The organism is Vibrio gelatinilyticus, assembly GCF_022836845.1.
Taxonomy (GTDB): Bacteria; Pseudomonadota; Gammaproteobacteria; order Enterobacterales; family Vibrionaceae; genus Vibrio; species Vibrio gelatinilyticus.
This window is the reverse complement of record NZ_JAJNNZ010000002.1, coordinates 169,525-181,847: the sequence shown is the minus strand read 5'-3', so window position 1 is coordinate 181,847 and position 12,323 is coordinate 169,525. Positions and strand designations below refer to the sequence as shown.

Sequence of the window (12,323 nt, the reverse complement as noted above, 5' to 3'; positions counted from 1 at the left end):
TACCTTGATACAAAAGCGGGACTACGTCCCACTAATGAGTTTAAGCAGCGTTGGTGACTATAGCGAGTTCACTGTCTTGATATTACGATAAAGTTTGATTTAGATTAAATTCGCTAAAAAAGGGGAGAACAGCCCTGCGCCAACAAAGAAAATGACCATTGCCACGATAGGCAGTTTAAATTGCTTCATTAAGGTTACCCCTAGCAACACTAAAGAGATGTCTACAGCATTGAATATGGCGCTAACGAACACGGGTTGATAGAGAGCGGCGATCAGTAATCCCACGACTGATGCATTAACGCCGTTAAGCGCTCCCGCCACACCTGCGCGTTGAGCAAGAGATCGCCAGTTATTCAACACGCCTACCAGCAACAAGAAACCAGGTAGAAATACAGCTAGGGTGGCCACGAGCGCACCAACGATAGGCGCTTGCGGTAACAACTGGTAGCCTAAGTAGGTGGCAAAGGTAAACATTGGCCCAGGCACAGCCTGCGCGGCAGCATACCCAGTTAGAAAGGCATCTTGTGACAGTTGATCACCAACAATGTTTTGCAGCAACGGTAACACCACATGGCCGCCACCAAAGACCAAGCTTCCCGCTTGATAAAAATCAGAAAAAATTTGGATAACAGGGGCCATGCTGGCCAATAACGGTAAGCCAAACAACAAGGCAACAAACAAGAGCAATGGCCTTACAGAAAGTGTCATAGGCAGTGTCGAAGGTGAGGTTTTGCCCGGCAGCCATTTCATTCCTAGTAGTGCGGCTAACAGTAGAACCAATATTTGCGTGCTAATGGATGGGAACAATAGCAGCGCGACAGCTGTGGTGATGCAGACAAAAACTGACAGGTTTTGTTTGCAAAAATTCTTGTACATTCCCCAGGTGGCATCGGCCACGACAACGACTGCCAGCAACTTCAAGCCATGAATGGCATGCTGAAAGTAACTGGCATCCATTAGTTGACTGCTGGCGACAGCCAGTAACAACATCATGAGCACAGAGGGCAGGGTGAAGCCAACAAAGGCCATTAACCCGCCAATAAGACCGCCACGCTGATAACCAATGGCAAACCCAACCTGGCTGGAACCTGGGCCGGGTAAAAACTGGCTCAATGCGACAATCTGAGCGTAATTGTCGTCGGCTAACCATTGGCGCTTTTCGACAAACATCGAACGAAAGTAGCCAATGTGAGCTGCTGGGCCTCCAAAGCTCACCCAACCCAGTGAAAAAAATATTTTAAAAATGGTGAATGCAGAATCTGATTTTTCAGATTGAGATATCGTTGCCGCCACAAGAAAACCTAAATCGATAGTGAATGTGGGCCTAGCATAAGAATCGCAGTATAATTATTCAAATTAATAGTACTGATAGATTGTATGAGCAATATAGGATAGCAGCTGTGGATTGGAAAAAAGTGGATCTTAATTTATTGGTGGCCTTTCATCATCTATTTCAAGAAAGCAGTGTCAGCGCGGCTGCTGAGAAAACCTATGTCAGTCAATCAGCGATGAGTCACAGTTTATCTAAGCTGCGAGTACTCTGCGGCGATCGTTTGTTTGAACGTCAAGGGCACAAAATGGTGCCGACAGATAAAGCCCAGCAGCTAGCGCCTATTATCGCTCAGGTATTATCGCTGGTAGAGTTCAATGTCCTTCCAAGCAGTGAGTTCATTGCTAAAGAGTATCGTGGAGTTTGTCGGATTGGCTTGACGGATTACGCAGAGTTTATATTTGCGCCTTTGCTTTATGATGCGGTGCTGGCAAGCGCCCCTCATGCCAAGGTCAGCTTTGTTAACGTTAATCGCCATAATTATCTTAGTGTTACAGAAGCGGAAAAGCTCGATATCGTTATTGGCAGTATCCCTCAGTTAAATGAGCACTTTCGCTCTCAAAAACTGTATACGGAGAAGCACCTTTGTTTGTTCGATGCAGAGCACGTGAATGTGGTCAATGACATCGACCTTGCTTTGTTTACCTCAACGCCACATTGTTTAGTGAGCCCAGACGGCCACTTTGAAACCAAGGTTGATGAATACCTCAGATTAGAAGGCTTCAATCGCAACGTAACCGTGGTCTCGAGAAACTTTTTGACGATTCGTCGTTTAGTGTCAGGACGAAAACTGTTTGCGATTGTGCCAAGAATGATGGCTCAAATGTCACTAATTAATGACAATCTCAACTTTGCCCCCCCTCCCGTTCCTGTCGCGGACTTTGACATTTCTCTTATCTGGGCGAATAAAAAACACGAAAGTGATAAATCGCAGTGGCTTAGGGAGGTTGTTTACAATGCAATAGTAGAAGAGGTTCGTCACAGAGATCTATAAATTGAACGTTAGTGGTAAGCATTACATTTTGAGGTAATTGCTTACAAAGCCTTACTGCTATTAGTATCAGTCAGATCCTTGGATAGTTGCCAAGTATTGTGTGCAGTGATCTATTCCACACTCTAGGAAAGAGAATAACCGCAGTTGTAAAAAATGGGGCATTAATCCCTTTAATTGCCTTCCTGTGATGCTAAATTTGCCGTGTAAACGTTTCCACCGTATGACTACCCTACAAATAATTAGAGAATAAGAATATGAAGAAACAAATGATGAAAGGAATTTTGGCCTCAGCTGTGGGTTTGGCTTGTTTTAGTCAGGCAGCCATGGCAAAAGACATCACCGTTTGGGCTTGGGATCCAAACTTCAACGTTGCCATTATGGAAGAAGCTGCGCAGCGTTATGAAGCTGCCAATCCAGGTGTGGATGTTAAGGTTGTTGATTTTGCTAAAGCGGACATTGAGCAAAAGCTGCATACCATGCTAGCTTCAGGCATCACCTCAGCGCTGCCTGATGTGGTTCTTATCGAAGATTACAATGCCCAAAAATACCTTCAATCTTATCCAGGTTCATTCGCACCGATGACAAAGGCGATCGACTACAGCAAATTTGCGCCCTACAAAGTCAATGTCATGACGGTGGATGGTGAAGTCTATGGTTTGCCATTTGATACGGGTGTCTCAGGGTTGTACTACCGTACAGATATCTTAGAAAAAGCCGGTTTTTCTGCACAGGACATGCACAACATCACATGGGATCGTTTCATTGAAATTGGCAAACAGGTAAAAGAGAAAACGGGTGTGTCGATGCTTGGAAACAACCCGTCGGACTTAGGCTTATTACGCGTAATGATTCAAGGTGCGGGCAGTTGGTACTTCAACGCTGATGGCAGCCTCAATATCAAGGACAACAAAGAGTTGGCTGAAGGGCTGCGTATTTTCCGTGATTTGCACCGAACTGAGATTGCTCGCCCAACAATTGGATGGTCTGAATGGGTCGGTTCGGTGAACAGCGGCGCCGTTGCTTCGATTACCACAGGTGTATGGATCACCGCTTCCGTTAAAGCGGGAGAAGGCCAAGAGGGTAACTGGGCCGTAGCGCCAACTCCAAGACTAAATGTTGACGGTGCGGTCAACAGCTCAAACTTGGGTGGTTCAAGTTGGTACGTTCTTAATGCGTCTAAGGTAAAAGATACCGCGATTGATTTCCTAAACGATACCTTTGGTTCGGATAAAGATTTCTATGAGGAAATTTTAAAGACTCAAGGCGCAGTAGGTTCTTATTTACCTGCTGGCAACACGACGGCATACCAATACCAGGACAGCTACTTCAATAATCAGCAGATCTACTCAGACTTCAATAAATGGGCGGCTGACATCCCAGCGGTAAACTATGGCATGTATACCTATGAAGTCGATTCAGCTATCGCAGCTCAAATGCCATCTATTATGCAAGGTGCCCCAATTGACAAAGTACTGGAGAGTGTTGAGCAGCAACTGAAATATCAAATCCAATAGTTAACCTTTTAGCCCCACTTCTGTAGCGAGTCAGGGTGGGGCTCTTTTCTACTTTCTTGGTGTCATTATGAGTGAATTGGTGAAAACGATTCAGCCTGAGTCTACAAGTAACAAAAACAGCTTTCAGCGCTTTTACGATATAAACGGCTGGGGGTTTGTTCTCCCTGCGGTGACTCTGGTCGCATTATTTATGATCTACCCCATTTTGAATTCATTGTGGATTTCAATGCATTCTGGTCGCGGTGTGATCATGGAATTTGTTGGCTTTGGCAATATTACCCGGCTGTTCAATGATCCGGTGTTTCTAAAAGCCCTGTCAAACACATTTATTTTCCTAATTATTCAAGTACCGATAATGATCTTGCTGTCACTGGCTCTATCGTCTTGCTTGAACTCTCCCAATTTGAAATTTAGAAGCCTGTTTAGGCTCGCTATATTTCTTCCGTGTGTGACATCGCTGGTTGCGTACTCCATTCTGTTTAAAAGTATGTTTGCCTATGAAGGGATAGTGAACTCTTTCTTGATGTGGACAGGGATTGTTTCTGATCCAATCCCTTGGATGGCAGATCCGTTCTGGGCCAAAGTCACCATCATTTTGGCGATTACATGGCGCTGGACTGGTTACAATATGATTTTCTTCTTGTCGGCGATGCAAAACATCGACAAGTCTATCTACGAAGCTGCCCGCATCGAAGGTGTGAGCCCAATAAAACAGTTTTTCTTCATCACGGTTCCTCTATTAAAACCCGTCATTTTGTTCACGACGGTCATGTCGACCATAGGTACCTTGCAGTTGTTTGACGAAGTGATGAACATTACCGCGGGTGGCCCGGCCAATGAGACACTAACGCTGTCAATGTACATTTACGATCTGTCGTTCAAATTTGTGCCTAACTTTGGCTATGCGGCAACAGTCTCTTACGTGATTGTTTTCTTCGCAGCCACTTTGGCTATGTTGCAATTCAAAATAGCGAGGGATAAGTAATGAACGGAAAAAATAAAGCACTGCGCGTCATTATGTACGCTTTTTTGAGTGTGTTTTCACTAGTGTCACTGTTTCCGTTTTACTGGATGGTCGTGTCGAGTACCAACACCACCACACAGGTCAATACCGGTAAGTTTACTTTCGGTGATCAACTGTTGGTCAACTTAGCCAAGTTGAACGAGCAGGTTGATCTATGGCTTATTTTTTGGAATACCTCAAAGATCGCCATTATCAGTACTATCTTTACTCTATTGATTTCTTCAATGGCGGGATATGGTTTTGAGATTTACAAAAGCAAAGTCCGAGATCGCGTGTATGGCGCAATGCTCTTGACCATGATGATCCCGTTTGCGGCATTGATGATCCCCTTGTTTACCCTGATGGCGAAAGCAGGTCTACTCGATACTCACTTAGCGGTAATGCTGCCTACGATTGCGTCGGTATTCATCGTTTTCTATTTCCGACAATGCACAAAGGCATTTCCATCGGAACTCATTGATGCTGCGCGCGTCGATGGCGTCAAAGACTGGAAAATCTACTTGTATGTCTACATGCCTGTGATGAAAACCACTTACGCCGCCGCATTTATTATTGTCTTTATGGCGTCGTGGAATGCTTTCTTATGGCCTTTGATCGTGTTGCAGTCAGCTGAGCTTAAAACCATAAACCTCGTATTATCGTCATTGTCTTCGGCTTACTTCCCAGACTTTGGAATCATAATGGTTGGCACTGTAGTGGCGACGATCCCAACATTGACCGTGTTCTTCTTAATGCAAAAACAATTCGTGGCTGGTATGACCGGCTCCGTGAAATAAGTGAGATGTGAAAAATGAGAAGCTTTAAAGAGATATTATTGGCGCGTGAGTGGGAAAACCAACACATAACTCACCACAACGTTCTTGATGCTCATGCCCCTTTGCACGCATACCATAATGAAGAGGCTGCAAGGCTTGCTGTAAAGTCGGACAATACCTTGCTGCTCAATGGCGACTGGAAGTTTAAGTTGCTTGATAAGCCGGAGTCGATACAAGAGCAATATATTGCTCAACAGTTTGACGACAGTAACTGGGACACAATTGCCGTTCCGAGCAATTGGCAATTACAAGGTTTTGATAAGCCGATTTACACCAATGTGAAATACCCATTTGCTGACACGCCTCCGTTTGTGCCACAAGATAACCCAACGGGCGTATATCGTGTCGAATTTGAGCTAAACCAACTCGATTCACAAAGCGTGCATACGATTACTTTTGATGGCGTGAATTCAGCCTTTCATGTGTGGTGTAACGGTGTATGGATTGGCTACTCGCAAGATAGCCGTCTGGCCGCTGAGTTTGATATTAGTGACGTGCTGGTGTCTGGCAATAACCAACTGACGGTGATGGTGCTGCGTTGGTCCGACGGTTCTTATTTGGAAGACCAGGACATGTGGTGGTTGAGCGGGATATTCCGTGACGTTACATTGCGCTCAAAACCTGAAATTGCCATAAAAGATGTACAAATCAATACGCAGTTAGACGCTTGTTATCGAGACGCCGTGTTAAACGTGACCACGACGCTTTCGAAGAAAAACGCACCGCATAGTATTGATATTGAGCTGTTTGATGCCGATGGCCAAAGTGTATTTGGCCGTCAGTCTCGACAATGTGGTCAACGTATTATCGACGAAAAAGGCCCTTGGCAGGAGATAGCTGAACACAGTGTTGCTATTAGCAATCCGAGAAAGTGGAGTGCAGAGCAGCCATATTTGTATCGTCTGGTTGTCGCGCTGTGTGATAACGATGGCAACACGGTTGATTGTGAAGCTTATAATGTTGGCTTCAGAGCGGTAGAAATCAGTGATGGACAACTTAAAGTCAATGGTAAAGCTTTGCTCATCCGCGGTGTGAACCGTCATGAACACCACCCTGAAATGGGCCATACCATGACACGCGAGTGCATGATTGAAGATATTAAGCTGCTCAAGCAGCATAACTTTAACTCGGTCCGTACCGCCCATTACCCGAACGATCCACTGTGGTACGAATTGTGCGATGAATATGGATTGTATTTGGTCGATGAAGCCAATATTGAAACGCACGGCCAGTTTCCAATGTGTCGACTGTCGAATGACGTCACCTGGATGAACGCCTATATGCGACGTATCACTCGTCTGGTTGAGCGCGATAAAAACCATCCGTCGATCATCGTATGGTCGTTGGGCAATGAGTCTGGGATTGGTAACAATCACCATGCTATGTACCAATGGACAAAACAGCGTGATCCGTCTCGTCCAGTGCAGTATGAAGGTGGTGGTTCAGATACTGCAGCTACAGATATCATTGTGCCAATGTACGCACGTGTCGACAGCGATCAACGGCACGACCTCGCGCCAAATGTAACGCCAAAGCTGGCCATTAAAAAATGGCTTGGGATGCCAGGAGAAGAGCGCCCACTTATTTTGTGTGAATATGCCCATGCGATGGGCAATAGTTTAGGTAGCTTTGACAAGTATTGGCAAACCTTCCGTGAGTATCCGCGTTTGCAAGGCGGATATATTTGGGACTGGGTCGACCAGGGCCTAACTAAAACCGATGAAAACGGTGTTGATTACTGGGCGTACGGTGGGGATTTTGGTGACGACATTAACGATCGCCAGTTCTGCATTAATGGACTGATTTTCCCGGACCGAACAGTACATCCAACATTGTATGAAGCAAAAAAAGCGCAGCAATTCCACCAGTTCAGTCTGCGTTCTTTAGAACCCGTTGTCATTCGCGTTACTAGTGAGTACTTATTTACCGCTACAGAAAACGAAAAGCTTGGCTGGACTATCACGCAAGATGGACAAGTGATCGATCAAGGTGAGATTGAATTATGGGTCGAAGCCGACAGCTACGCTGATATTCAGTTGGCAGAAAAGCTGCCTAAAGCGCTGGTCGGTTGTGACTATCATTTGAACCTCAGCGTTGTATCAACCAAAGCAACGCCTTGGGCGAACCAAGGCCATGTTCTTGCCGCTGAGCAGCTGACATTGCCGAGTGCCTTTGGACTCTCTCCAACAGCGCGTAATAGCTCAGGTTTACCAGAAGTTAACGTCACTGATGGGCGTCTAATACTGCAAGCAAACAAGCAAACACTTGAGTTTGATTTAGCCACCGGATATCTGGACTCATGGCTGGCAGATGGCGAACAACAGCTACTTGTTTCGCCAAGAGATAATTTCTACCGAGCACCATTGGATAACGATATTGGTACCAGTGAAGCAGACCGCGTCGATCCTAGTACCTGGATGGCTCGATGGGACGCCGCAGGCTTGTCAAACCTAACGGTTGAATGCGCATCGGTTGAACATTTTAGCCTCGCTGAACACTACAGTGTTGAAAGCCGCTATAGCCATAGTTTTGAAGGCGTACTTGTTTTTGAAACTATCTGGCGCTATCAGATCTACTTGGATGGTGAAGTCACCGTCGATGTGGAAGTGTTCGCTGCGAAAGGTCTGCCATCATTGCCTCGTGTTGGGATGGAAATGGCTATTGATAGCAGCGTTGACGTCGTTAAGTGGTACGGCCGTGGGCCTTTTGAGAACTACCCGGATAGATTGCTCGCGGCCCATCTTGGCCAGTACCAAGCAACAGTCGACGAGATGCACACCCCGTATATCTTCCCTACTGATTGTGGATTGCGATGCGATGTTCGACATAGCCAAATCGGTCGTTTACAGATCGATGGGCTGCATCACCTTTCTGTCAGTCGTTTCGATACCAAAGTACTTCGTGCGGCACGCCACACCAACGAGCTGATAGACAGTGGCAAAGTGTTTGTACGTGTCGATTGCGCTCACATGGGGGTTGGTGGTGACGACTCCTGGACACCAAGTGTGCATGAAGAGTTTAAGTTGCTGCAAGAGCAGTATCGTTATCGTGTCACATTACGAATCACTGAAAACGAATAATGATAGAGGGGCGTGATGACCGCCCCCGTGATTCAATGCTGACAATCAGTATCACCTCAAAAGAACAATCAACGTTGCTGATGAAACACCATCAGTAAAGTGAAAGAATTGAAAGGACAGAACATGGCAGATATAAAGCTTTCCAAAGTAGTGAAGAGTTACGGTGATGCAACCGTTATTCATGGTGTCGATCTTGATATTAAATCCGGCGAATTTGTGGTGTTCGTCGGTCCCTCGGGTTGTGGCAAGTCGACGTTGCTAAGACTGATCGCGGGCCTGGAAGAGATCACTGAAGGGGTGCTCGAGATTGATAACAATGTCGTTAACCATGTTGACCCAGCAGAGCGAGGCATCGCGATGGTGTTTCAATCATATGCTCTATACCCTCATCTTACCGTTGAGGAAAATATGGGCTTTGGTATGAAAATGAACGGGTTTCCAAAAGCGGAAATCAAGCAGCGTGTAGAGCGTGCAGCCAAAGCGTTGCAGCTTGATCACCTAATGGACCGCAAACCGAAAGATATGTCCGGTGGCCAAAGACAACGTGTTGCTATTGGCCGCGCCATTGTGCGGGATCCCAAAGTTTTCTTGTTTGATGAACCGCTGTCAAACCTTGATGCCGAATTGCGCGTGGACATGCGTTTGCAAATCGCCAGCTTGCACCGTGAGCTTGATACCACCATGATTTATGTCACGCACGATCAGGTCGAAGCTATGACGCTAGCCGACAAGATCGTCGTGTTAAGAGATGGCCGTGTAGAGCAAGTGGGCTCGCCACTAGAGCTATATAACAGCCCTGACAATGAATTTGTGGCAGGCTTTATTGGTTCTCCAAAAATGAATATGCTGCCAGCGACTGTGACGCAAGTCGGCGAACAAGAGATTACGATTCGTCTTCCGGACGGGCAATCCTTGCAGATCGCAGTGCAGACGCAAAGCATTGGTGAAGGTGACAAGGTGATGTTTGGCCTACGACCTGAACACATTGCTTTGGACGACAGTGGTGAAGCCAAGCTTCATTTCTCAACCAATGCGGTAGAGCGCTTGGGCAACAGTACTTACCTGTTTGGTCAGGTAGGCGGCTTTGAGAACTATAAAGTCCACGTTTCGGGCGACAAAGAAGTGAAACGAGGTGATGAACTGAACTTGAGCTTTAACCTTGCAGATTGTCATGTGTTTTTTGACTCGAAATGCATCTCAAACCTGTAATGAGTTAGCTATGATTACCCGCATCGAATGCGTTTACATTAAGCGCATTCGATGTGTTTCAAAGTGAAAATTGATCCTCTACCCCTTAGTGCTCGATAACCTAACGAGCTTCAGAAAGGATGTGCCAATGTCCGAGCAATACATTCAGTTAAACAGTCATTCCACTTCGTTAATCATCAAATTACACCCCGCGCCTGAGATCGTGTATTGGGGAAAGTTGCAGCCTAAGCTTAGCGATGAAGAGACGCAGCAAATGGCGCTTGTACAAAGCCGAGCAGTGCCACAGGCGCGAATAGATCATGATGTTCCAATTACTCTTTGTCCTGAGCTTGGTCGAGGGAGTTTCGGCTCTCCAGGCATTGAAGGGCATCGACTTGGCAAAGATTGGGCGCCAGTATTTGAGTATCACTCGCATCAGAAAAACGGCAATGAGATCAGCATAGAGAGTATTGAGCCTATGGTAGGCCTAAAGCTTGTCGTCCACCTTAAATTGGATGAAGATAGTGGTGTACTCAGTCTGCGATTGGAGTTGATCAATCAAGCCTCAGTACCCTACCAGCTGGATAAACTGGTTGTGACAATGCCACTACCTTATCACGCTAAAGAGTTGGAATCCTACACGGGGCGATGGAGTCGTGAATTCCAGCCACAACGTCAGTTAGTTGAACATGGTGTTTATACTCAAGAGAACCGCCGCGGTCGTACCTCTCATGAGTATTTTCCTGGTTGTTTGGTTGGAGGCCAAGGTTTTGGTCATCAGTGTGGCGAGGTATGGGGATTTCATCTTGGCTGGAGTGGCAATCATCATTGGCGGTTAGAAGCGAAAAGTGATGGACGCCGCTTTGTGCAGTTTGGTGAACTGCTTATGGCGGGTGAAATGTCGCTCTCTGCGCAAGAGAGTTACTCCACGCCAGAGCTGTTTGCTAGCTACAGTGCGAACGGCACTAATGGTTTACGACACGCTAATCATGCGTATGTAAGAGAAAACCTGCTTCGTTTTGGTCAGGAGCAAGCTAGGCCAGTTCACCTTAATACGTGGGAGGGGATTTACTTTGCACACGATCCTGATTATATCTGTGAAATGGCCACTCAGGCGGCAGAGATCGGCGTAGAGCGATTTATTATTGATGATGGTTGGTTTAAAGGGCGTCATCACGATAAAGCGGCACTTGGGGACTGGTCACTGGATACCAACAAGTATCCAAATGGTTTAACACCGGTGATTGAGCATGTGAACCAACTGGGCATGGAGTTTGGTATTTGGGTGGAACCCGAGATGGTTAACCCTGACTCGGATCTCTTTCGAGCCCATCCAGACTGGTTATTGGCAACCGATGGCTATGTCCAGCCCACAGGGCGATACCAGTATGTACTCAATTTGCAAAACCAGGATTGCTTTAATTACTTATTCCGCTGCTTGGATGAATTGCTATCTCAGCACAACATCGGTTATCTAAAATGGGACATGAACCGAGAGCTGGTTCAACCATCGCACCAAGGCAAGGCGAGTGTGCATGGACAAACGCTCGCGGTTTATCGATTGCTGGATAAATTGGTCACGGCACACCCTAAGGTCGAGATTGAATCGTGTTCATCAGGTGGCGGGCGAATCGATTATGAAATCCTAAAACGCACCTATCGTTTTTGGAGTTCAGACTGTAACGATGCCCTTGAAAGACAAACCATTCAAAAGCACATGGGGGTCTTTTTTCCACCCGAAGTCATGGGAGCGCATATCGGGCCACAGTGCAGTCACACAACTCGCCGGCAGCATAGCATTAACTTGCGCGGGTTGACGGCCTTGCAAGGACACATGGGGGTAGAGCTGGATCCGGTCAAAGAGAGTGACGGCGAAAAATCGCGGTTTGCTCAGTACATAGCTCTTCACAAGCAGTATAGAGAGTTGTTGCACAGCGGGCGCTCTTTTTACCTAGACAGCAATGATCCAGGTCGAAATGTTTACGGGGTGTACAACGAAACCAGTATTTTGATCACCGTGTGCCAAACGGCGATGCCAGACTATATGCTACCAGAGCCTTTACTTCTCGATATGGTCGAGGATAACGCTGTTTATGCCATCACGCTGGTGGATTATCCTCAAAGCAGTTTGAGTCTAATGAAAGCCTTACCAGAGTGGATGCAAGCGAGCACTGAGGGGCAGCAAGTACGCATTCGTGGGGCGTTGCTTAAATCATTTGGGCTGCAATTACCCGTCCTTGACCCGGAGGCGGCAATGTTGCTTGAGATCACCGCTATCTCACAATAAGCACAGCTGCGCGGTAATATCCTTCATGAGAGGCGTTTGTAAGCGATTGTTTACAATCAGCCTCTTTGTTTTTTACCCGGATAGGCATTGT

General features: G+C 46.5%; 8 protein-coding genes. 7 read left to right on the top strand and 1 reads right to left on the bottom strand.

Translation table 11 applies throughout. The features are described 5' to 3' along the window. Positions 1-99: 99 nt before the first annotated feature. Positions 100-1,293 carry a chromate efflux transporter gene (chrA, locus tag LNL84_RS02970; RefSeq protein WP_244355164.1) on the bottom strand — a complete coding sequence of 398 codons (1,194 nt, stop codon included), beginning with the start codon at positions 1,291-1,293 and terminating at the stop codon, positions 100-102. Positions 1,294-1,391: 98 nt separating this feature from the next. Between chrA and LNL84_RS02965 the strand changes: the two genes are divergently transcribed. The 7 genes from LNL84_RS02965 (at position 1,392) to LNL84_RS02935 (ending at position 12,232) form a co-directional block, all read left to right on the top strand. Then, positions 1,392-2,324: a LysR family transcriptional regulator gene (locus LNL84_RS02965; RefSeq protein WP_244355409.1), complete on the top strand. Its 933-nt coding sequence runs from the start codon at positions 1,392-1,394 to the stop codon at positions 2,322-2,324. Between the two features lie 266 nt (positions 2,325-2,590). Then, complete coding sequence (locus LNL84_RS02960) at positions 2,591-3,838, top strand: ABC transporter substrate-binding protein (RefSeq protein ID WP_244355162.1); 1,248 nt, start codon at positions 2,591-2,593, stop codon at positions 3,836-3,838. A gap of 67 nt (positions 3,839-3,905) precedes the next feature. Next, positions 3,906-4,823 carry a carbohydrate ABC transporter permease gene (locus LNL84_RS02955; RefSeq protein WP_244355160.1) on the top strand — a complete coding sequence of 306 codons (918 nt, stop codon included), beginning with the start codon at positions 3,906-3,908 and terminating at the stop codon, positions 4,821-4,823. After that, positions 4,823-5,638, top strand: a complete 816-nt coding sequence (locus LNL84_RS02950) for a carbohydrate ABC transporter permease (protein WP_244355158.1) — start codon at positions 4,823-4,825, stop codon at positions 5,636-5,638. Before LNL84_RS02955 ends, LNL84_RS02950 begins: the two co-directional genes overlap by 1 nt. A 14-nt stretch (positions 5,639-5,652) precedes the next feature. After that, the gene (locus tag LNL84_RS02945; RefSeq protein ID WP_244355156.1) at positions 5,653-8,757 is read left to right on the top strand and encodes a beta-galactosidase; all 3,105 of its coding nucleotides are present in this window, start codon (positions 5,653-5,655) and stop codon (positions 8,755-8,757) included. A gap of 123 nt (positions 8,758-8,880) precedes the next feature. Next, positions 8,881-9,966, top strand: a complete 1,086-nt coding sequence (locus LNL84_RS02940; protein WP_244355152.1) for an ABC transporter ATP-binding protein — start codon at positions 8,881-8,883, stop codon at positions 9,964-9,966. Between the two features lie 127 nt (positions 9,967-10,093). Then, complete coding sequence (locus LNL84_RS02935) at positions 10,094-12,232, top strand: alpha-galactosidase (RefSeq protein ID WP_244355150.1); 2,139 nt, start codon at positions 10,094-10,096, stop codon at positions 12,230-12,232. Positions 12,233-12,323 lie beyond the last annotated feature (91 nt).

Excerpts from the sequence above, each read along its gene's own strand:
- LNL84_RS02960 (WP_244355162.1), top strand. The coding sequence starts at position 2,591 with ATGATGAAAGGAATTTTGGCCTCAGCTGTGGGTTTGGCTTGTTTTAGT.
- LNL84_RS02955 (WP_244355160.1), top strand. The coding sequence starts at position 3,906 with ATGAGTGAATTGGTGAAAACGATTCAGCCTGAGTCTACAAGTAACAAA.
- LNL84_RS02950 (WP_244355158.1), top strand. The coding sequence starts at position 4,823 with ATGAACGGAAAAAATAAAGCACTGCGCGTCATTATGTACGCTTTTTTG.
- LNL84_RS02945 (WP_244355156.1), top strand. The coding sequence starts at position 5,653 with ATGAGAAGCTTTAAAGAGATATTATTGGCGCGTGAGTGGGAAAACCAA.
- LNL84_RS02940 (WP_244355152.1), top strand. The coding sequence starts at position 8,881 with ATGGCAGATATAAAGCTTTCCAAAGTAGTGAAGAGTTACGGTGATGCA.
- LNL84_RS02935 (WP_244355150.1), top strand. The coding sequence starts at position 10,094 with ATGTCCGAGCAATACATTCAGTTAAACAGTCATTCCACTTCGTTAATC.